The following is a 22222-nucleotide window of genomic DNA, read 5'->3' on the forward strand; positions in this document are numbered from 1 at the left end:
TAGGGCAGTGAATGTACAGCATTCCATGACCCAGCATACAGGAGGCGCTTTTTGTTTTGCAAACCGCATTTTAATTCATTACAGGAATAGCTCCTTATGCGATTTATCAATGCCGATCAATGCTGATCATAATCGTACCAGCCGGCTCCGGTTTTCCTGCCCAGCCTTCCCGCTCCGACCAAACGTCTGAGCAATTGGGGCGCGGCATATCGGTCGTCTTTAAATTCTTCATAAAAATAGTCCATGACGCGCAGTCCCAAATCCGCCCCGCCAAAGTCCTGCAAGGTGAACGGCCCCATCGGATAATTCAAGCCGATCGTCACGCTTTGTCGATATCTTCAATGGAGGCAACTCCCTCCTCCACCAGACGAATGGCCTCGATGAACTGCACGGTCATGATCCGATTCACAATAAATCATCGATACGGTCCATCGCTTTGCTCAACAAAGTTTCGTTCATATCCCAAAGGATGACTTGAAACCCTTTCGATGCCGCCAGATGGGCGAATCCACCCCCCATAGCTCCCGATCCCAATGCGCTTTCTGATTTAATTTTACGATTTTTCTGATAGATAACCAATGTCTGCGAAAAACGAAAATTATTTTACTTTTTGTTATTCGCGGACATATGAGGCTTTTATTTCCGGAAAACCGAACGTAAATCAAGGGTATCCATCGCCGGATACCCTTGATTGCACATTGCAAGCCTGATTCTGCCATATGACAAAGTATTCCTTGCTCTTCTGATTAATCCTTTGTAAGGCAAAAACGATTAACAGGATTTAATCATGGAATTATTATAATGACCAAGAGTCATTTTATGACTATTATTCAACTTCTCTTGAATTATTCAAAGAAAAGGGCTTCGAACAGGTGACGGTCGATGAAATTCTTGTACGGTGTTGATGTGGAAGATCAGCCTTTATAGCATAAAGGGGTTTATAGAAGAAGTTATTCAGAAATTCCAGCCATTAATTTTCCATGTCGCCGTTTCCAAACTCTTGCAATCAATCGACAGGATTTCCCCGTTTGCAAGCATCGGCCATTCCCCGGCCTTCGGCCATTGACTGGAAGCGATGATGATATGCCGATCCTGAATGGAATAATGCAGATCGTACAAATCGGGCTCTTCTTTCAGAAGAGGCGTTCCCGGATGAAAAGCACAGCCGGCGTACAGCTTTTCTTTTGTGAGCATCAGAAAATTCAAGCCGGTGAAGGTATATCCGTTTTTGATTTCCAGAAGCGTTTTTTCTATCGCTTCTTCCATAGATCCTGTTTGTTCGTAAAAAGAAAGAATGACCCGGAACATGACCTCGCTGTCGGTATTGCCGTCGAGATCCCGCAGGTGCTGAGGAACGATTTGGAGAAGCCGCCGGGAGTCATTCATGGTCCCGTTGTGCTCAAAGGCGGCGCCGTTCTTTAAAAAGGGATGCGTATTCTCCTCACAAACGTTCATTCCCTCTCCATAGGCCCAACGCAGATGCGTGATCATGGTTCTGGCCCGCACGTTTTCAGCCTGAAACCGGAACGATCCGCTCCTTCTTGCTTCCTCGGGCGCCTTGACAACTTGCAGCTCGTTGGCTTCATTCAGCCAGGCAAAGCCCCAGCCGTCCCGATGCCGCTCCGAAAGCTCGACGAAATCCTGAAACGAATCGCCGATCAGATCATGGAAGTTTACTGGTTCCCGCGAGGCAAAAGCTATCAATCGACACATTCAGACTCTCCACCTCCGAAGATTATGAATATATACTTATTTAAAACTTACAAACACAGTGCCATTCCGAACTTCCACTTTGTAGCAGACCGCATCTTCTTCGGCGGGGCCTTCCAGCACTTTTCCGGTGATAATGGAAAAACGGGCAAAATGAATAGGGCATACGACCGTATCCTCTTCAAGATCCCCCTCATCCAAATATCCGCATTCATGAGTGCATTCCCCATCCATCGCATAGTAGGTTCCGGAGACATTTGCCAGCAAAATACGCCGATTCCCTACCGTAAACGCTTTCATTTCGCCGATCGGAAGCTCGTCAGCTTTACACAGAGGTATAAATGAATCCATCCTTTAAACTCCCTTCCGACTGACCTTCTTCGTTGCATTTGTGACCGTTCGCTTATTTTATCGATTTTTGAACGCTGGCTTGAGGCGGATAATTGGAAATGTGCTTGCGTGTCAGTTCTTCAGACAATTGCTCATTTCCGGAAATGACGGCATTCAGGATTTCCAGATGCTCATCCGCCCAAGAAGTCAGTTCCTTGGGGCCCGACGCCTGTGGACCGAATATCGGCGCTGCAAGATCAAAGCTCCAAAGCATCTCGGCAAACTTGACGAGATATGGATTTCCGGATGCGGCTACCAACGCCAAATGAAAATCCCGATTGACGATCAAGCTTTCCTGCAGGTCATGCGTCACTTCATATTGGCGCTGTACGGAGAGACGCATCTTCTCGAGCGAGCGGTCATCGGCGTTTTTCGCCGCAAGGCGGGCTGCGCCTGACTCGATAAAAATGCGCGACCTCCATGCATGCTGCATGTTGCCGAAATCCAAGCTTGCCACGCGAAATCCGCGGTTGGATTCGATATGCACCAATCCCATGGAAGCAAGTCTCATCAGCGCTTCACGCAAAGGAGTTCGCGAAACACCGAAACTTTCAGCCAATTCACCCTGCCGCAAAAGGCTGCCTCGTTCGAACTTTCCATTAAGAATAGCCTTTAAGAGTTCTCTGTATACCACTTCCGTTGCGCTTTTGATCTCGATTTGCGGAAACGGGGACTCTTTGTTATTTTGTGTATTGAATCCCGAATCCCCTGAAAACAGATGATTTTTCACTCCTATCCGCTCCTTGATTCCATTTTTATGATTCACCGGTCAAACGGTCACGTTCTCACCTGAACCTTTGTCCGATATCAATTGATCTCCCGCATTTATATCTGTTTCCAGTCCATGCAGCGCGGCATTTTTGACTTTATCGCTGGCATAGATATTCATGCCGATCGTCCAAACGGCCACTAAAGCGATGATGATCAAGGCAATGTAAACGGCCAAGCTGTTCGGATATTCCGGAAAAGGCACGATCGAACCGCGAAATGCGAGGATTGGCGTTAACAGGCCGAGAATAATCACAACGTATCTCCATAAATGTTTGGCTTGAAATTGATAGTCCTTCCATACAAGACGGAGAGCAGCAACAGCCAGGAACAAATAAATCAATTCGATCAGGTAACTGCCTACTGCTGTCGTAATAAAGAAGGATTGAAGCGCATCGGGCAATCCTGCTTGACCCCAACGGGCCACTGCCGCCCAAATCAGCAAAATGGCGGAAAATCCGACCCCGATCAGATTACCCGCAAGGGGAGTGCCGTGACGGGAGGTTTTGGATATCCATTTCGGCAGCAAATGGTCTCTGGACAAGGCAAAGAAGCCCCGAGAACAGGTGACCATAATGGCAATGGCTACGGATATCATATCCAAAATTATAACCAAATCGATAACAACTGCAAGCCAATAACCCACATATTGTTCGGCCAGCGACGCAATCGGATTGGCGGCGTTGGCCCAGGCACCCTTGTCGATTTCCGCATGACCAAAGCCGATGGCCGCCGCATAGGTAACCAATATGTAAAACAGCGCTGACACCACAACCGCGGTAATGACCGCCACCGGAATCGATTTTCTCGGCATGTGGGATTCTTCAGCAATGGATGCGGCGGCTTCAAAACCGATAAATAACGTTACAGCAAACAGTATACCGTAAAAAATGCCATTTATCGACGTCCCTCGGGTTGTAAATACAGCCGATGTATTTCCGTCGGCACCGCCTGAAGCGATGATGACGATGCAGAGCAAAATGAAAGGAATGGCGGAAATGCAGGCAAGGATCAGGACGCCGCGAATGGCAAGGCGAACACCGTAGTGATTCAGCAAAAATACGATCAGCAAAATAATGGCGCCCAATAGCCAGAAAGGAATACTCATGCCCAAATAGGATTCGGCAAACGCCGATGAAAAGAAGCCGAGCGCGATATAGATTCCTCCACCGCCAAGGAACAGCGACCCGATAAAATACAGGCCTGCCGAGAAGATGCCGAAAGAAGGATTTGCACCTAAAGTCAAATATTCATAGATGGCGCCGGCTCCGGCATATCGCTTGGCAAAGACACCGATGATGAAAGCCAAGCCGATCGCGCCGATGCTGCCCAAGAGTACGGCCAGCGGCGTGCTGTAACCGGAGACGACCGCGATCAAGCTTGTCAAAAGTCCGGCGGAGAAGATCGGTCCGATTGCCAATGCTTGCCCCACCGCATGTACAAACGTTAACGTGCGTTTTCCCAAATGTTCTTGGTTTTCCATTGTCAATCTCCTTCCAGGATTACAATCCTTTTCATTGAATAAATCCCTTTCCGTTTGATTTGCCGATTTGCTCCTTTGCCTCTTCCTCGGAAATGGTCAAAGCAACGTGAAGTGTGGCTTCGCTGATTTTCGGCGGATCCCCGACAAGCTCAACCTCTTCATCCGCTTCAACGACTGTGTTCGTCAATCTTCCGATGCCGTCCACCTCGACTTCCACGATGTCGCCGATTTCCACAGGCCGGGAATTTGCAGGTGTTCCGCTAAGCAAAACGTCTCCGGGTTCAAGCGTGATGAATCTGGCAATGTCCGCGATCATATATGCAAAAGAAAACAGCAGATCGCTTCCGGTGTTCGTTTGCTGTACAACGACATTGTTGACATAGGTTCGTATATTCATGTTGTCCGGATTCACATCCCGGGCATCTACGATAAAAGGGCCGATCGGACAATAGCCGTCCTGTCCTTTTACCCGAAACATCGAACCGCGGTCTGCGTGGCGAAAGTCATGCAATCCCCAATCATTTGCAACCGTGTAACCGGCTACATAAGAAAGCGCATCATCTATACTGACATTGCGGCATTTCCTGCCGATCACGATTGCGATTTCACCTTCATAATTTAAAAATCTACACCCCTTGGGTCTTTTTACAGCCGCTCCATGGTGGGACAAGGAACTTGGCGGCTTCATGAAGTAAGATGGATAAGGCGGGGTTTGCTTCATTTGGTATTCCACTGTCCGGCTTCGATAGGATAAATGGACAGCGATAATTTTCGAAGGATTCACGGGGGGAAGATAGGATGCCTCCAAAACCGAAACCCGCTTCTCATTGTCCAGTTTGATCCATTTGCCTTCCACAATTCCCCAAACGGGCTCGCCATCGTACAGAATTTTTGCGCGCTTCATTTTTTTACTTCCTTTCTCAAAGATTCATGCATGGAGTCCTTTATGCCGGTCCTCCGCAATCGGCAATCAGAGATGATGAGCGTACTCCCTGAGTTCCCAATCGCTGACCCACTGATTGTATCGATCCAGCTCATATTTTTTGATGACGATGAATGTGTCGGTGATTTCGCTGCCCAAATCGTTTCTCAGTTCTTCATCCTGCTCCAAAGCTGCCAAAGCTTCCTGCAGACTGGTAGGCAACGGCGTCCCCTGTTCTTCCTCGGGCAAGCCATAAAGGAAGCCCTCGATCGCTTTTGGCGGCTGCATCTTCTTTTCGATCCCTTCCAAGCCGGCCAGGAGAAGTCCTGCATAAGCCAGATACGGGTTTGCCGTACCGTCCATCGAACGAATTTCCACACGTGTCGCAGCTCCTGTTTCATTAGGAATCCGGACCAATGTAAAGCGATTGTCATATCCCCAATTTACCCTTGTGGGAGCCAACGCTTTGGCATTGATTCTGCGGTACGAATTGACCGTGGGGTTAAGCAATGGCGTCAAAGCTACGGATCGCGACAAAACGCCGGCTACAAAATGGAGACCGAGATCGGTTAGAACTCCCGGTTTTTGCGGATCACAAAACGCATTTGAGCCGTCCTTCCTCGCGAGCGAAATATGCAGATGCATCCCCGAGCCTTCATCATCGTTCCACGGTTTTCCCATGAATGTGGCCAGCAAGCCTTTGCGGGCTGACAATTCTTTGATCATCGTTTTGAATAAGAACGCCCGGTCAGCCGAATCCATCGCAAGCGAATGCTTCAAATTGATTTCAAACTGGCTTCTGCCGTATTCGTGATTCGCCGCATAAGCTTTGAGTCCAAGCTGAGCCGCATTCTCGAGCAAATACTCCAAAATGCCCTGCGGATCCGTGAAACTGCCTGTCGTATACACATGAGAGTCGTTATCAAGATAACGCTTCAAGCCTTCCGGCGATTCCCCATCCTGTTTGCACAAGTAAAACTCAAGCTCCGGTCCGACAACGGGCGACAAACCGATCTTTTCGTATCTTTTGATCACTTGTTTCAAGGCATTTCTGGAATCTACGTCAAACGGCATCCCGCTAACCGGCTTTTCAAGGTTGGCAATGCACCATGCCGCTTCCGGTTCCCAAGGCAATTGAACCAGCGTGGAAAGATCGGGACGGGCGATGATATCGGGAAGACCGGTTTCAAACCCCGCAACCACATTGTGTCGAAGATCTACAGTCATGACTGCCCCGGCAAAAGCGATTCCGTGCTCCGGCAAGCGCTCCATTTCTGAAATCGGAAACACCTTGCCGCGGGAAATCCCATGCAAATCCGAAAACTGCAAACGAACAAATTTCACTCCCTGCTGCTTTAAAACGTTTAACCGTTCTTTGTCATCGATTTTTTCAGAAGTTAACATGGTACAACACCACACTTCCTTTAGTATTCTATTTTGACAGCCGAACCGGCATTTGCTTCAAGGCATTCGTAAAATTGGACCGCATTCTGACAGGACTTCCGTTCAAGGATAAGTTGTGCAGACGCGGCAGTAATTCCTCAAACATGACCTTGATTTCCAAACGGGCCAGATAGGAACCGAGACACGCATGCGGACCGCCTTGACCGAAAGCCAAATGGGGATTGGGAGAGCGGGCGATATCAAAACGAAACGGGTCCTCGAACACCGCTTCATCCCGATTGGCCGAAGCAAACCACATCACCACTTTGTCCCCGGCATGAATCGTTTTCCCGTACAATTCCGTGTCTGTGACTGCCGTTCGCCTGAAATGAAGCACCGGAGATGCCCATCGCAGAATTTCCTCTACCGCGGAAGGCATCAATGACGGGTCCTGCTGCAATCGCGCAATTTGATCCGGATTTTCGATGAACGCATGCAGTCCATGCGCAATCGCCTGACGGGTCGTTTCGTTTCCGGCCACAACCAGCAAAAGAAACATCGTGTCGAATTCCCTCTCCGAGAGCCGTTCGCCGTCAATCTCGGAATGGATGAGTTTGGTCACCAGATCGTCTTCCGGACTTTGACGGCGTTTTTCGGCCATCCAATGTCCGTAATCGAATACTTCAAGCGCAGCCGGACTGCGAAAAGGGTACATGCGGTATTTTTCCGATTCCGGAGTTCCCCACACCACATCGGTCAAATCCGGATCGCTGTTGCCGATCATGCTGTCGCCCCATGCGATCAGCTTGGACGTATCTTCATTCGGAACACCCAAAATACGGGCCAATACTTGAATGGGCAAACGCGCGGCGATTTCCTCGACAAAATCAAATTCCTCATGCTGAAACGCTTCATCCAAAATCACTTTGGTCAATGCTCTGACAAGCGTTTCATACTGCTCCACCGATTTCGGTGTGAACCACTTGCTGACAATTCCCCGCAGCCTCGTATGGCGCGGCGGATCGGTTTCCAGCATCGATTTGCGGGCGGCCAGCTGCTCTTCATCCAAATCTTCCAGATTGGCTCCGCCCAATTCAGAAGAATATTGTCTCCAATTTTTCAAGGTCTCGGTGATGTCCGCATGCCGGGTAAGACACCAAAATCCTTTACCCTGTTTCCAATCATACCAATGCAATGGAGATTCCTTTCGCAAGTACGCGAACGTTTCATGCGGGACGGATTGCTCGAACGCTTCGTTCTCCAGATTGATTTCCAGCGTATTCATTCGGTTGTCCCCTCCTTGACTTGAAAGGTCTTCAGATCGGAATAAAAATCAAGCGCGTAGTCCCCGCCTTCACGGCCGATTCCGGATATTCCGGTTCCCCCGAACGGCGCGGACAAATCTCTCACCAGAAAACAGTTGGTCCATACGGTGCCGGCCCGAACCGCTCTTCCCACACGCTCGGCCCGCTCTGCCGACGCGGTGTAGATGATGGCCGACAAGCCGTATTTGGTGGAATTCGCCAGCGCTATGGCCTCCTCTTCATTTTCAAATGTTTGGATCGTCAGCACCGGCCCGAAAACCTCATTTTGCACAATTTCCGATTCATTGCTTTTAGGTTCAATCAAGGTGGGCTCATACCACAAGCCGCCGATTGACGTTCTGTGTCCGCCCCTGACAATCTTGTCTCCATTCGCCCGCGCCCGCTCTACAAAACCTTCCACGCGCTGAAGGTGGTCGGGATGAATCAACGGCGCCACCGTCGTATGGTCTTCCCTCGAATCTCCCAACACATGGGCATCCGTATATTTAAAGAAAGCGCTTGCAAAATTGTCATAAATAGATTTCTGAACAAGCAGCCTGGTCCCTGCCAAGCACACTTGCCCGGCGTCGTCATACTGTAGCGCGGCCTTCTCTGCCGCAGCCTCGATATCACAGTCCTCAAAGACCAGAAACGGACCTTTTCCGCCGAGCTCGGCCGTAATCGGCACCAAATTTCCCGCTCCGGCATGCGCAATGAAGCGTCCGGTTTCCGGAGAACCCGTAAAACCGATCCGGCGCACATCGGGGTGGCGGACAAGCGCGGCCCCGACCTCCTCGCCGATGCCTTGAATCACATTGAAAACTCCCGGAGGAAGTCCCGCCTCGTCGGCCAAGCTTGCGAGAATGGAACAGGAAAGCGGTGCCCATTCCGGCGGTTTCAGAACGACCGTGCAACCGGCAGCCAGCGCGGGAGCCGTTTTCCAGGTGGAAAGCATAAACGGCGCATTCCACGGCGTAATAATGACTGCAGGGCCTGCCGGCATACGCATCACACGATTTACCGTTCCTTTGGAGGACCAAGTCCTTTCCTCGTAATTTTCCGCCAATTCCGCATAATAGCGAAAATTGTGCGCCCCCCTATTGACCAGACGGGCTTTTAACGAGCGCAACAGCAGCCCCACATCCAGACATTCAGTCTCGGCGATGCGATCCGTATTTCTTTCGATCAGATCGGCAAGCCTTCTCAGGTAGGTTCCACGTTCCGCCGCACTCAATGAAGCCCATTCCGGAAATGCTTGCCTTGCTGCCGATACGGCACGGTCGGCATCTTCCGCGGTTCCTCTCGCCATATTTGCGATCGGTTCCGACCAATCCAGCGGGGATCGGACTTCAAATCTGTCGGTGCTTGCGATTCGCTTTCCTCCAATGTAATGATCCTCGGAAATATTCATCGATCTTAGCATTTCACGATTTATGGGCACCTTCTTCAAGCCTCCAATCTATCGATAAGCACTCAACATGTTTCCAAATCGTCAACGGTGTAAGCAAATGAAAGACGAAATCCTTTCCCCATCCTTACCGGAGACAACGCCGTATGTTCCTCATTCGGCGCGGACATGAGCTCCAGCTCGGCCGTTCCTTCCCATATCTCGCTGACGGCCCGGTCCCGGCTGCGGGCGCGAACCAATTCATTGACAGCCGGATTGTCGTGCTGGCCGCTCGACAGTCTGGGAAAATACCGCACGTTCATGATCGGCGGATCATTATGCGTCGGTCCGACTGCGCTCGGCTTTTCCAAGGTCACGCTTCCGACGGCCAGACGCCGGTCATTGGCAGCCAACGTGCCCGCAAAGCGACCGCCTTTTTCAATTTTCGGCGATGCTGCGGACGGAACATTGAATGATCTGGTGATGTGAATGGAGCCCAGCTTTTTGGGAAATCCCTGAATCCATCCGCGCGCAAGCGCGAAATCCCGATCAACCCAAATATATGGACAATACGTTACCGGCTCACCCTTATAGAGCGCATTCACAACAATGAAAAATTCTTTATATTGCGATCTTACCGGATCCATCAGCTCCGATTGATCGGAGCTGCAGGACTGCCAATCAACGAAGAGCGCCGCACACCGGCCGGGGTCTTCCCGATAGGGGGCCAAGCCCGGCGGCAAAACGGCCGCCACCGCATCGGCATCGGTCCAGTATTCGATGACGAGAAAATCTCCGGCATAATGCCATGGAGGCGAAGGCACCAAAGCGGCCCTGCCCTCGGGCGATCTGGGAACAGAATATCCTTTCAGCATAAATTCTTCCTCCATTTTAGGAATCGCGATGAAAGTGGAACTAATCTCATCGCGAGCCCTTAATCTTTCAAAAATTGTTCAACCAGAGAGGTAGCAAAATCCTTGTTTGCGATTTTATAAGCAAGTGATGTCATGCGCCAGGAATCGGAAAGATAGAAACGTTCGTACAATTCGCCGCGTCCTCCGAGCTCGGAGCCGACAAAATCCCAGGCCAGGCGGAACAGCCGGATTCTCCGCTCCGCATCGGCTCCCGCGGCTTGAAAATATTTGGCGATATCTTCTTTCAAAGGTCCGTTGACATCCGCACGGGACGGTGTAAGCATGAATCCGCCTCCGCCAATCAACTGCAGCAATTCATTGGCCTTGGGCATCCATTTGGGCATTTCGCCGCGCAGCGCCAGGAACGGACGGTCGTCGGGACACCATACTCCCTGTTCGTCCGGAGTCGCACCTGCTTCGGCAGCGGTAATGGCGGATCGGGTCAGTTCCACCATATTCCACATTTGACCAAGCTTTTCCTGAATATGGTCAAATTTGACGACGCCGGTTGCATTGGCAATGACATGGCCCAATCCAAATGCAAACGACAATTTGACATAAGCTCTCGTAAAGGCCTGATGCATGATGTGGCCGCGCCATCCGGTATCGGTGATGACCTCGGAATACCCGACCGTATCCCCGTCCAGAAATACTCTGTCTTTAGGCACTTCCACATCGTCAAAAATAACCATGGCGTCCATTTCGTCAAATCGGTGGGAAAGCGGATAGTCGAACGGATCTTTGGTCTTGGCGTAAGTGCCGCGGCAGACAAATTTCAAACCCGGAGTTCCGACAGGAAGGGCGAATGATAAGGCGTACGGCTTATCCACGGTCCGCAAATCCGATCCGGGATAGACGGTCAGCTCATCGGCATAGGTGGCAAGCGTGGCCAGCATCCGCGCGCCGCGAACAATAATCGAGTCATCGGTTTCACCCACCTTGTGGAGAGACACTTCTCCCATCGCCTGTTCGGCCTCTGGTTTCGAACGGTCTACTTGCGGGTTCATCAGCGCATGTGTCGTTGACAAATCCCGATCCCGCATGATCTTTTGATAATTGACGATGTTGGCTGCCCCAGTTTCGTTGTTTCTGCGCGCCCAAACATCGGATCTTCCGGCAAAACAAGCAAAAGTGACATTCAAATAGTCGGGCGTGCGTCCCATCGTTCCGCCGGACAATGCCGCGGTCATTTCAATTGCTTTGCGGCGGCGGATCAAATCCTCGCGCGATCTCGGAATAATATGCGTGGCATTCACCAAACTTCCGTCATCGGGAGAAGACGCCAGCAAGTCGCTTGCATGCTCATGTTGAAAATCATAGATTCGAGCCATGGACTTTGCCGCCAAAGCCAATTGTTCGTGCTCAAGCGGATTTGTGATTTTTTCTCCGTCCAACCAAATTTCCCGCTTCTGGCTCGCTAGGCCTTCCAAAAACTGTTTTCCGGTACGGGCGGCTACCTTTACTCGTTGATCCGTGCTCATAGGTCTAGGTCTCCTCCTTCATTCATGGTCATTTTCATAAAAATTATTTGGATACCTCCAGAGGCGCAAGCGGAATGCCCTGCGCTTCCAGCCCCTCTTTTTCCGACCGAATTGCGGCTTCATCGAATCTGAAGTAGGAGCGTGGGGGTAAGATTCCCCAAACATTTGATGAATGCGCATTATCCGGCCATTCACGCGGAACGTGGCCTTCCTCGAGCTGTTCCATATCGCAAAAGATTTCCACAAAACAGCCTTCTTCCGGAATTCGCACATAACCGCTCAAATTGCGGCCCAGACCATGCCGGAGAGGCCCCCATGCCAACCAGCGTCCGTGCTGTGCCAAATGGTCGAAGGCGACGCGCAGCTCCCCCCAATCGACCATCTCCAAAGCGAAATGATGAATATGCGGATACCCTTTATTGACCAATGCCATTACGTGATGATCCGCGTTGATATGCAGCCAGATCCCTTCCGTTCCAAGCTTGTCGGTAATTTTCATTCCAAGAATATCGGTATAAAACTCCACCTGCTCCCGCAATTTTCCTGTCAGATAATTGACATGGCCCAGCTTTCGCGGACGAAAACCCGGTAAAATTTTCGTACTTCTCGCCACGTCCGGACGCAGATCGCTGGAAGCGGCATATGGAACAATTTCCACTTTATTGCCTTCCGCATCTTGCAAATGAAGGGAGCCATTCTCAGTTTGATAGGCAATCGCCTTCGATTCCAAGTATTCGGCAGCGTCCGATATGGATACTTCGGCAGAAAGTTCATAAGCGGTATGGTCGTATCCCGGATTGCCGCTTTCCATCAACTCAAGAGAGTAGGATTCGTAACCGCAATGAAGGAACGCGTGTGTCGAAGTGCGTTCTCTGAGAGAAAGACCGAATTGAATTTGCCAACGCCTCGAAGCCTCCTCCAAATCTGCTACCCGCAACCCGACATGACTGATTCGTCTCAATTGAATCGCTTTCATTTTTTCCCTCCTCTAAAGTACAATTAATCCAAATTAATTTTATATTCAGATTAATTTGAATTTTTATTTATAATATGTATAATATATATCGTATACAATTTGGTCAATACATTTTCCAAAAAATACTCATGCTTTTTTCTTGCCATACAATGAATCATAGGGAGGGATTCCATTATGTCCGACAATCGGCATGAACGAGGTCTGGCCAGGCTTGCAGAGCTGGATGATGAGCCTGGCGGCGAGGCGTTTCTTGCCCGTATGGGCGATCTGGGGACGTACATAGTTGATTTTGCTTTCGGGGACATTCATTGCAGAGATAAGCTGACTGTCCGTGAACGCGAGGTCATCATTCTTTCTGTTTTGATCACGTTGGGGGGATGTGAACCGCAGGTAAAAGCGCACATTCGCTCTCTTAGAGCCATCGGCGTCAGCTATGAGGAAATCGAGGAAATGATTCTTCAAACACTGCCATACGCGGGAACGCCGCGTGCAGTCAACGCTATGAAAGTACTTCGTGACGAACAGGAGGCAATCCAATGAAAGCTGTAAGATTTGTTGATAAGAATGGAAATACGAGAATCGGTTGCTTAAATGACAATGGAACGGTCCGTGATTGCGGCACGTCTGGCCATGAGGGTTTTGTTCCAACTGAAGAGGCTTGGGAAATGCTGTCCGATACTTCCGGAACAGAATACCCGACCGATCAAATTCAATTGCTGCACCCCGTCCAACCGGGAAAAATTGTTGCAATCGGCCTGAATTACCGCAGTCATGCCGATGAATCCGAGCTTGACGTACCGGCGGTTCCGGTTGTTTTTTCGATATTTCCATCCGCACTGATCGGACCCGAAGCAGATATCGTTATTCCGAAGGAAGAAACCCGTCCGGACTACGAAGGTGAATTGGCCATTGTCATCGGTAAAAAAGTCTACAGACCGACTCGCGAAGAAGCTCGTGCTGCGGTTGGCGGCATTTCCGCTTTCAACGACGTATCGGGACGGAGAGCGCAGCTTGAAACCCCGCTTCGCCAATTTACTCTCGGAAAAAGCTTTGATACGTTTGCGCCAATGGGCCCTTGCATCCGTTCCGCCAAAGATGTTGACCTGGCCAATATCCAGATCCGCACCACAGTTTCCGGCGAGGTCATGCAGGATGCCAACACCCGGGACTTGATTTTCCCTGTCGAGGATATTATCATGTATTGCTCTTCCGGCATGACGCTTTACCCTGGAGATGTGATTGCGACCGGTACTCCCGGCGGTGTTGGAGACAGCCGCAATCCTCGCCGATATCTTCATGAAGGAGACATAGTGGAGGTTTATGTGGAAGGCGTCGGCACTCTTAGAAATTCTGTCGTCGAAGAAAAATAAACGAAAAGCGCAGCATAAAAGGTATCCATCGCCGGATACCCTTTGGAACAGTTTATTGAAGTGCTTATAATCGTTGAAGTTCAATGTTATCCTGCCGTTTTATGCATGATTAAGGGAAATTGTGCCACTGGTCAGCAAGATTCGGATAGCCAATTGCAGATCGAAACGAGTATCCGGATTCTCCAGGTCAACGTTTCCCACCTCGCGCAGCCGCTGAAGACGGTACTTCAGGCCGCTGAGGGAGAGATTCATCGCCCTTGCGGTATGTTGAAAATTGCATTCATGGGTCAGATACATATACAGAGTTTGAATAAGCTGCCCGTTATGCGCATGATCATAGTCAATCAGCTTTTTCAATTGCCGAGCAGCATAAGCCTGAAGTGAATTTTGCGCATTTCCCGCATACAAAAGATCGAAGACCTGCATTTCGTCCACGGACAAAACCAGCTCGTTTTTGCCTAATCGGGACATGACCTGCTGCGCGTTTTTACATTCGTTGTACGCTGTGCGCAGATCCTCCATGGACGTTACTTTCCGGCTGATGAAGATCGATATGGTCAGTTCTTGCAGAACCTCTTTCTGTCTGCGGGAAATATTCTGCGCCAAGGTATTCGGCGACAGGCCATCATCATAAATCAATATTGCAATTCCTTCAGGCCGTTGAACCACCAGGCTTCCTTTGGCAAACATGTTCGCTGCTGAACGTGCTGATTCGAACAGCTGTTTACGGAGTTGTATGGCCGACGCCTCATCTTTCTCGTATTGGTTCTCCAAGCATGCGCGATCCATGCTGATGAGTAAAAACCGCTGATGACGCTGCAAGTCATAACCTAGATAATGCGCCCGGTTCACCAAAGATTTGATCGGGGAATCTCCGGACAGCAGCTCCTCCATAAACTCGCCCTTTAACCGATGCTCCGTCTCCAACGCAGTTTGCTCCTTGAGCAAATCAAACCCGATTACGGCCGCAGCTCGTTTGGTGATCATTCGTCTCAGTTCCACGTTTGTTCCTTCGGAGTGAAGAATGGACAGATATCCTACCACTTCTTCACCCAGCACGATGGGTGCCATGGAGCGCTCCCAGGTCACATTGTCTTCCTCTACCGTGAGATCTATTCCCGCTTTTTCCCGCTTCATCGTTTGCAGCTTCTTTTTGATATTCTGGTTCTTCGACATTTGAGTATGTATGAGATAAGCATCCAAACCCTCCGATTCATCCGGAGTCAGCCACCAGGCAAGCGGCTTAAAATGCCGGTCCTCCAGGATGACGGGAGCTGCCATCATCTTCCCTATCGTTTCTAAGATCACCGTACGGTCAAAACCGGCCAATATCAAACGGTTCAATTGTTCATTGATATTGATGATTTGCGTCAGCAGATGATGCTGCTGCTGTATCCGATCGTGGGCCTCCTCCAGTTCCTCGGCAATTTTCGCTTCACTATAAAAGGGAAGTTCCGACAAGACCTCGTCCCCCCACTCCTCGACGGTTTTGCCGAGAAAGTGACAATATGAGTCCCCGCGGCCCACGCAGGACAGCTCCTTATAGATAATCTGCCGCCCGAACAGGCCGGTGGAAAATCCTCCGGCATAGCCCAGCAGCGTCCAGCAGACGGAATCTTCCGCCAGTCCAAAATGTTGAAAATGCTGCTGAACCTCATAAGAGTTGGTCCAAATCCCCTCCATATGGAAAGCTCCGGTTTGTTGATCGAGCTCCAGCTTGGTTAACTCTACGTGTACAACGCCCTCCAGCATATGGAGATTAGGGCCCTGCTGAAGCCATTGATAAACCGAATACCCGGGATACTGCTGTTTAACCGAAAGTGCGTCATTGTATCCGCAGGACCATCCGTAACGCAGCAAGAAACCTTTGGCCCTGTCTCTTCCCAGAGTTGAAAGCAGATCTTGGCGAAGTGTACCCAGGGCGTTGGCGTTGACAAGAACAAAGCGTTCATTTTTCATCAGAATTTGTCCGGGATGGTAAGTCAGCAAATCAAGCACGCTTTGGGGGGATTGTGGTTCGCCCAACTTAATTGCCTCCTTTTTCTGAAGCGAAAAAGCTCCTTGAACTTTCAATAACATTTCTCCCCTTTCGTCCTCACCATCCGATACGCTGACGCTAACATTTATAATTTTTTGATTTATCTGATATATTGACTATTTTAATACACAAAACTTCCAATTACCAAGCTCTAATTATCCGACCTCTGCCGCTTCCTTAGTAATCTTTATTTTGACCGGAGCCGTTTCATGAAGGAAGAAACTGATAATAAGCGCTACTACTAATCCGCCGATCGCCAAAAACAGGATTTTATCAATCCCAAAGTTTTGGGCAACGTATCCTGCAACAGACGGCATGACTCCTCCGCCGAAGATTTCGCCAAATCCGATAGGAATGCCCGCTGCAGATGAGATCAGAGAGGCCGGAACCGCTTCAGTAACAATGGGTCCCGCCAAAAGGCAGAGGCAGCCAAAGATGAACAAAGTAGCCATGAACAATAACAGAAAAAGGAGCATTGGCGAATTGCCCACACCTTTAAACAAATATAAAAATACGATTGCCAGAATAAATGAGATAATAGATACGGTTTTTCTCCCCAGTCGGTCCGACAACGCCGGTATGGCGATATACCCTACAAAACCGCCAAACCCGATTGCGGATGTAACAAAGCCCATCTCCGGAATGCTTAATTTCAAATAATCCGTCAAATAGTTGGGCAGCATGGCACTGATCACAAATACTCCGGTCATCGTCCCGAACAAACCGAAAGTGGCCAAAATCACATTGCGGTAGAGCAACAATTCAAGCCATGATTTCCTTTCAGTCTTTTGCTCAATATGCACAGGCTCACGAATGACACGGAACAGAAGATAAGCAATGATTAAACCCGGTACGGCCACTAGGAAGAATACCCAATGCCAGGAAGGAACCACATTTAACAGCTGAGTGGCAATGATCGGCCCAAATCCAAGTCCGAATAAAGCAAATGTGCTTTGTTGAAGCCCCATATTAAATCCGCGCCTGCTTGGTTTGGAAGCTTCTGAGGTCGATGCAATGCTCGTCGGACAAAAAGCGCCTTCAAAAACTCCCATCAGAGCACGGACAAACAGCAGGCTCATCAGGCCGGATGCAACACCCGTCAAACCGCATAAAGCTGAAAATACAACCATGGCGGGAATCATGATTCTGCGGCGACCGAATTTATCCGAAAGACCGCCCATAATTATCGCAAAAATCCCCCATGCTATCCCAAGTGCGGCAACAATGTTGCCAAGGTCCGCGTAACCCAAATTTAAATCTTTCATCATGACGGGAAACAATGGCGCGATAATCCAACGATCCAATCCGACAAGGCCAAAGCCTATCGTCAACAATGTAACCGCTTTCCACTCATAAGATGCATCCCACGTTTTTAATATATTCTTGTTCATACTTATACCCCTCTCAACAAAATGATATTTTTCGAAATTTGAACACTCATCTCTAATTTTCAACATGTTCGATAATGGCAGCCACCCCCTGTCCCACTCCTACGCACAAGGTTGCCAGCCCGTATCGGGATCCGGTCTGCTGCAACTGCCGGGCCAGTGTGCCTATGATTCGGGCCCCGGAGCATCCCAACGGGTGACCTAACGCTATCGCTCCCCCGTGAGGATTCACTTTCTCCATCGGGATACCAAGCTCCCTTATACTTGCAACCGATTGGGAGGCAAATGCTTCGTTGATTTCAACCCAATCGATCTGTTTTTCAGAAAGTCCGGCCTTTGATAACGCCTTGCGTGTTGCTCCTACGGGACCGATTCCCATGATCCGCGGACTTACCCCGTGCGCGGCTGCGCTGACATAGCGGGCCATCGGCCGAAGATTCAGTTCTCTCGCTTTCTTTTCGGAAACAAGCAAAAGGGCTGACGCTCCGTCATTGATTCCCGATGCGTTGCCGGCTGTGACTGTGCCGTTATCCCGAAAAATCGGCTTCAATCGGGCCAATGATTCCATCGTCGTCTCGGGCCGGAGATGTTCGTCATCCACTAACAGAAACTCTTCACCTTTCCCATTCCAGATAGGAACGGGGACGATCTCTCCACGAAACCAGCCTGCATTTTGAGCCTGGAAAGCTTTTTGCTGGCTTTCATACGCAAACTGATCCTGTTCTTCCCGGGAAACGCCGTACTGTTCAGCTACATTCTCTGCTGTCTCTCCCATGCTCTCCAACGGGTATGGAAACCGAGGATTCCCCATCCACCAACCAAGCGTCGTGTCCCACATCACCTGATTGCCTCGGGCAAACTCGCGATCCGGTTTGGGAAGCACCAACGGTGCTCGGGTCATGCTTTCCACTCCGCCGGCAATGACCATATCCATCTCCCCCAATGCGATGGCGCGAGCCGCCTGAATGAAGGCTTCCAACCCTGACGCACACAGACGGTTAACCGTAACGCCGGGAACATGTTCCGGCAGACCGGCGAGCAGAAGCGCCATACGGGCGACGTTGCGGTTGTCTTCTCCCGCCTGGTTGGCACAGCCCATGATCACTTCGTCCACATCGGACGGAGAAACACCTGCCCGCTCAATCGCGTTTTGAATAACTAACGCAGCCAAATCATCGGGTCTTGCATGCTTCAGCCCGCCCCCCTGCTTTCCGATGGATGTCCGGACATACTCAACGATCCAAACATCATTAATCAAATTCATCCCCCCTTCCTTTTAATCCAATCTGAAATCCGGCGGCTGTGCGTTCTTTCACTTCCTCCAAAGTGACCCCGGGCATTAATTCGATCAGCGTCAGTCCCTGCCGGCTTACGTTAAATACAGCCAATTCGGTAATGATCACGTCTACTTTTCGCAGGGAGGTCAACGGCAAACTGCAGGTTTCAACGATTTTCGATTCGCCTTCCCGCGTCGTATGATTCATTGTAATCACCACTTTCTTGGCGCCAGTCAACAAATCCATCGCTCCACCGACTCCGATGATGCTTTGCCCCGGAACCGACCAGTTAGATACCCGCCCCAGCGCGTCCACTTGAAGCGCTCCGAGAATGGCCACATCAATGTGTCCTCCGCGAATCATCGCAAACGAGTCGGCACTGGAGAAAAAACTGCTTCCTGTTGTTTCGGTTACCGGCATTTTTCCCGCATTCACCAGATCCGGGTCAGTCTCATGTCGTTCGGGTGTAGGCCCCACTCCCAGGAGTCCGTTTTCCGTATGCAGGAAGACGTTCAATCCTTCAGGAATAAAATCTGCCACCCTCGTTGGAATGCCAATCCCCAAATTGATGATGTCCCCGTCCTGCAGTTCTCTGGCTGCACGCTGTGCTATCATGTCTTTGACATCAATCATGACTCCGACCCCTTCTCACCAAATAATCCACATACAGATGCGGCGTAACGATCGACTCAGGGTCCAGCTGACCCGGCTCCACAATTTCTTCCACCTCGACGATCACCAAGTCTGCAGCTGTGGCCATCACCGGATTGAAGTTTCGAGCGGTCTTTCGGTATATAAGATTGCCCAAGGTATCTGCGCGGTAAGCCCGAATGAGTGCCACGTCGGCATGGAGCGTTTTTTCAAAAACATACGTTTCCCCGTCTATAGTTCTCGTCTCTTTGCCATCCGCCAGCAGGGTTCCCGCAGCCGATCGCGTATAAAATCCGCCGATGCCGGCCCCGCCGCCGCGGATGGCTTCGGAAAATGTTCCTTGAGGAAGCAGCTCGATCGCCAACTCACCGGCAGCGAAGCGAATCCCCACATTCGGATTGCTCGTGAAATAAGAGCCGATGGCCTTTTTGATTTGGCCGTTCTGCAGGACCAGATCCAACCCTTTTCCCGGTTCTCCAAGGTTGTTGCTGATGACCGTGAGCCCTCCGGTTCCTTGCATGCGCAGTTCATCAATAAGCTCAAGCGGCGAACCAACAAGACCGAACCCTCCTACCATCAGCGTCATTCCCTCTCGGATACGGGAAATTGCTTTCTCTTTGGAAATGATTTTATTTTTCAATTCAGTTCTCCCCTTCCTGCCAAACCGCAACGTGTCCCGTCCTGCTACCATGCCAGCTCCAGCAGTTCCAGCAGCTGCTCCTTATCTGTGATTTTCTTCGGATTGTTATGAACCGTTTGGTTTTTATAAGCTAATTCGGCCAGTTCGGGGAGCTGATTATTGCCCACTCCCAGTTCTCGCAGCCTTCGGGGCATACCCATCTCCTGAGCCCATTGCTCCAGTTGATCCGCCGCCGCAATCGCTGCAGCCTCCGGGCTTGAACCGTCCCGCTTGACTCCGATGGCTTCCGCCGCCATAGCCAATTCATGCGGGGCCGTATCCAAATTGAACCGGATAACATGCGGAAGCATGACACTGTTCGCATCCCCATGGGAAATTCCCGTTGTCCCTCCAAGCACGTGGCAGATGCCGTGATGCAAGCCCATGGCCACGTTGGAAAGTGCCCCCCCGGCCAGAAACGCGCCCTGCATCATTTCCGTTCGCGCCTCCAAATCATCGCCCGCCTTGACGCATCTGACAAGCGAGCGGGAAATCAATTGCAAGCCGTGATAGGCTGCGGCTGTGGACAGAGGGTTTTTGCTTATGGAATACAGCGCCTCAATGCAGTGGGCGACCGCATTCATTCCTGTCCCGGCTGTTATGGAAGGGGGAAGAGTTAACGTCAGTTCGGGATCATACAAAGTTACCTTGGGAGTCACCTTCGCATCCTTAACGGTGACCTTTCGGATCACCCCGTTTTGCAGGCGGGTAACCCCATAGACCGGAGTCATCTCCGACCCGGCATAGGTAGTAGGTACCGCAATGACAGGAACACGCGGTTGGTCTGTCGGCAGCGAGCTCCGTCCGATCTCTTGAGTTTCCTGTTCCAGGGTGTGGCTGATCGCTTTGGCCATTCCGATCGGACTGCCGCCACCCATCCCGATAACGGCATCGACGCCTTTCTTTTTGGCTAACTCCAATGCCTCTGACAGTTGAGCTTCAAGGACGTGCGGGCGAACCGTTCCATAAACGACCGCCAGACGATCGGACAGATTTTCGCAGAAGGCGGCAAACTCTTGTCGCGACAGCATGCTGGGGGTCGTACAAATCATCAAGCGCTTCCACCCGTAGCGGTCCACTATATTTTTCAAATTTCCCAGCGAACCGGGTCCGAATATCACTTCTTGGGCTAAAAACAAATATTGGAATGATGTCATAAAGCGGACCCTTCTGAAGCCAACTTCGGCTTTCCAACCGACTGAGGCTGTTTCAGCTTGAAATCATATCTGCATGTGCAAAACGGCTTGTTTAACCCCCGCTCTTGAATTTGTTCAGGATCGTCATGCCGTTCCATATTCATGATCAACGAATGCTTCACCGCCCCGATGGCGTCAGACCCAAGGTAAGGATCCCCAGGGACGAACAGCATCGTTGTCAAGGGAACATGCCCCTCACAGGACACTTTGAAGTGAATGTGCGCCGGCCTCCAGTCGTGTCTCCCCAGAGCATGAAGCAACCGTCCGACGGGGCCCCCTTTGGCAATATCGTAAGGACCGGGCACGATCGTGCGAATTTCATACCTGCCCTGTTCATCGGTCCTCATTCTTCCCCGAAGATTAAAATCCGGCTGATCCTCATCCTGATTCTCGTAATACCCTTTTTCATTGGCCTGCCAAACATCAACAATGGCATTGGCCAACGGGGCGCCCGTCGCTGCCGAAATCACTTGGCCGGAAATATACAAAGGCGTTCCCTCTTCATCTTCACGGCAGATTACGGCCGGAAGCTCCATGAACGGTGCTTCTTCACGATATAACGGACCTAATACATTATGATCTGTTACTATACCGTCCGATTCAACTCCGTGCGTGATATTGTCGACCAGGACGGAAATCCCCAATACGTCGGACAATAGCTGGAACTCATTGTGCTGACCGACTTCTGTTAATAATTGAAGCGCCTTGCTAAGCTCAGTTTCTGTGATCCGGGACTCCTCCATAAACAACTGAAGCTGCTGCACCAGCTTCGTCGTTACCTCACTTAATCGTTGATCCATACTTTCTCCTCCTCGTATAGTATGTTTAGACGCTTGATTAAAGCGAATTTCCAGTTGATCTTGACAACTGTAATGGGCCTAGATGAGTTTCCAAACCAAGTGATT

The 22222-nt window shown here is 50.4% G+C and carries 21 protein-coding genes and 1 pseudogene; 2 read left to right on the plus strand and 20 right to left on the minus strand.

The features are described 5' to 3' along the window. Positions 1–116 precede the first annotated feature (116 nt). The 13 genes and pseudogenes from VF724_RS18880 to VF724_RS18940 all read right to left on the minus strand — a co-directional run. Positions 117–415: pseudogene (locus VF724_RS18880) on the minus strand (3-hydroxyacyl-CoA dehydrogenase family protein); the annotation flags it as partial. Then, positions 406–519: a 3-hydroxyacyl-CoA dehydrogenase NAD-binding domain-containing protein gene (locus tag VF724_RS18885; RefSeq protein ID WP_371755801.1), complete on the minus strand. Its 114-nt coding sequence runs from the start codon at positions 517–519 to the stop codon at positions 406–408. The pseudogene VF724_RS18880 and the gene VF724_RS18885, both read right to left, overlap by 10 nt. 435 nt (positions 520–954) lie before the next feature. Then, the gene (locus VF724_RS18890) at positions 955–1713 is read right to left on the minus strand and encodes a class II glutamine amidotransferase (protein ID WP_371755802.1); all 759 of its coding nucleotides are present in this window, start codon (positions 1711–1713) and stop codon (positions 955–957) included. 36 nt (positions 1714–1749) lie between these two features. After that, positions 1750–2061 (minus strand): Rieske (2Fe-2S) protein, encoded by a 312-nt coding sequence (locus tag VF724_RS18895; RefSeq protein ID WP_371755803.1) that lies wholly within the window; start codon positions 2059–2061, stop codon positions 1750–1752. 52 nt (positions 2062–2113) lie between these two features. Continuing rightward, positions 2114–2830: a GntR family transcriptional regulator gene (locus VF724_RS18900; protein ID WP_371755804.1), complete on the minus strand. Its 717-nt coding sequence runs from the start codon at positions 2828–2830 to the stop codon at positions 2114–2116. A gap of 39 nt (positions 2831–2869) precedes the next feature. Continuing rightward, positions 2870–4351, minus strand: coding sequence for an APC family permease (locus tag VF724_RS18905; RefSeq protein ID WP_371755805.1), 1482 nt, complete (start codon positions 4349–4351; stop codon positions 2870–2872). A 31-nt stretch (positions 4352–4382) separates the two neighbouring features. Beyond that, complete coding sequence (locus VF724_RS18910) at positions 4383–5255, minus strand: fumarylacetoacetate hydrolase family protein (protein ID WP_371755806.1); 873 nt, start codon at positions 5253–5255, stop codon at positions 4383–4385. A gap of 66 nt (positions 5256–5321) precedes the next feature. Beyond that, the gene (locus tag VF724_RS18915; protein ID WP_371755807.1) at positions 5322–6677 is read right to left on the minus strand and encodes a glutamine synthetase family protein; all 1356 of its coding nucleotides are present in this window, start codon (positions 6675–6677) and stop codon (positions 5322–5324) included. A gap of 28 nt (positions 6678–6705) precedes the next feature. Continuing rightward, a complete protein-coding gene (locus VF724_RS18920; protein ID WP_371755808.1) occupies positions 6706–7941 on the minus strand; it encodes a cytochrome P450 in 1236 nt (411 codons plus the stop codon). Then, on the minus strand, positions 7938–9401 hold the full coding sequence (locus tag VF724_RS18925; RefSeq protein WP_371755809.1) for an aldehyde dehydrogenase: 1464 nt from the start codon (positions 9399–9401) through the stop codon (positions 7938–7940). Before VF724_RS18925 ends, VF724_RS18920 begins: the two co-directional genes overlap by 4 nt. A 32-nt stretch (positions 9402–9433) precedes the next feature. After that, entirely contained in the window at positions 9434–10222 is a 789-nt protein-coding gene (locus VF724_RS18930) for an acetoacetate decarboxylase family protein (RefSeq protein ID WP_371755810.1), read from the minus strand. Positions 10223–10281: 59 nt separating this feature from the next. Further along, entirely contained in the window at positions 10282–11742 is a 1461-nt protein-coding gene (locus tag VF724_RS18935; RefSeq protein WP_371755811.1) for a 4-hydroxyphenylacetate 3-hydroxylase family protein, read from the minus strand. A 43-nt stretch (positions 11743–11785) separates the two neighbouring features. Further along, entirely contained in the window at positions 11786–12718 is a 933-nt protein-coding gene (locus VF724_RS18940; protein ID WP_371755812.1) for a VOC family protein, read from the minus strand. A 174-nt stretch (positions 12719–12892) separates the two neighbouring features. Between VF724_RS18940 and VF724_RS18945 the strand changes: the two genes are divergently transcribed. After that, positions 12893–13258, plus strand: coding sequence for a carboxymuconolactone decarboxylase family protein (locus VF724_RS18945; RefSeq protein ID WP_371755813.1), 366 nt, complete (start codon positions 12893–12895; stop codon positions 13256–13258). Beyond that, complete coding sequence (locus tag VF724_RS18950) at positions 13255–14088, plus strand: fumarylacetoacetate hydrolase family protein (RefSeq protein ID WP_371755814.1); 834 nt, start codon at positions 13255–13257, stop codon at positions 14086–14088. Before VF724_RS18945 ends, VF724_RS18950 begins: the two co-directional genes overlap by 4 nt. A gap of 99 nt (positions 14089–14187) precedes the next feature. On the opposite strand, the gene VF724_RS18955 is transcribed toward VF724_RS18950, so the two are convergent. The 7 genes from VF724_RS18955 to VF724_RS18985 form a co-directional block, all read right to left on the minus strand. Continuing rightward, positions 14188–16113, minus strand: coding sequence for a XylR N-terminal domain-containing protein (locus VF724_RS18955; RefSeq protein ID WP_371755815.1), 1926 nt, complete (start codon positions 16111–16113; stop codon positions 14188–14190). 168 nt (positions 16114–16281) lie between these two features. Next, positions 16282–17517: an MFS transporter gene (locus tag VF724_RS18960; RefSeq protein WP_371755816.1), complete on the minus strand. Its 1236-nt coding sequence runs from the start codon at positions 17515–17517 to the stop codon at positions 16282–16284. Between the two features lie 52 nt (positions 17518–17569). Beyond that, entirely contained in the window at positions 17570–18769 is a 1200-nt protein-coding gene (locus VF724_RS18965; RefSeq protein WP_371755821.1) for a thiolase family protein, read from the minus strand. Further along, positions 18765–19424: a 3-oxoacid CoA-transferase subunit B gene (locus VF724_RS18970; protein ID WP_371755817.1), complete on the minus strand. Its 660-nt coding sequence runs from the start codon at positions 19422–19424 to the stop codon at positions 18765–18767. The genes VF724_RS18965 and VF724_RS18970 overlap by 5 nt, the downstream gene beginning before the upstream one ends. After that, complete coding sequence (locus tag VF724_RS18975) at positions 19417–20082, minus strand: CoA transferase subunit A (RefSeq protein ID WP_371755818.1); 666 nt, start codon at positions 20080–20082, stop codon at positions 19417–19419. The genes VF724_RS18970 and VF724_RS18975 overlap by 8 nt, the downstream gene beginning before the upstream one ends. Before the next feature lie 44 nt (positions 20083–20126). Further along, on the minus strand, positions 20127–21278 hold the full coding sequence (locus tag VF724_RS18980; RefSeq protein WP_371755819.1) for an iron-containing alcohol dehydrogenase family protein: 1152 nt from the start codon (positions 21276–21278) through the stop codon (positions 20127–20129). Next, a complete protein-coding gene (locus tag VF724_RS18985) occupies positions 21275–22117 on the minus strand; it encodes a dioxygenase family protein (RefSeq protein WP_371755820.1) in 843 nt (280 codons plus the stop codon). Before VF724_RS18985 ends, VF724_RS18980 begins: the two co-directional genes overlap by 4 nt. Positions 22118–22222 lie beyond the last annotated feature (105 nt).

This window comes from Ferviditalea candida (assembly GCF_035282765.1).
Classification (GTDB): domain Bacteria; phylum Bacillota; class Bacilli; order Paenibacillales; family KCTC-25726; genus Ferviditalea; species Ferviditalea candida.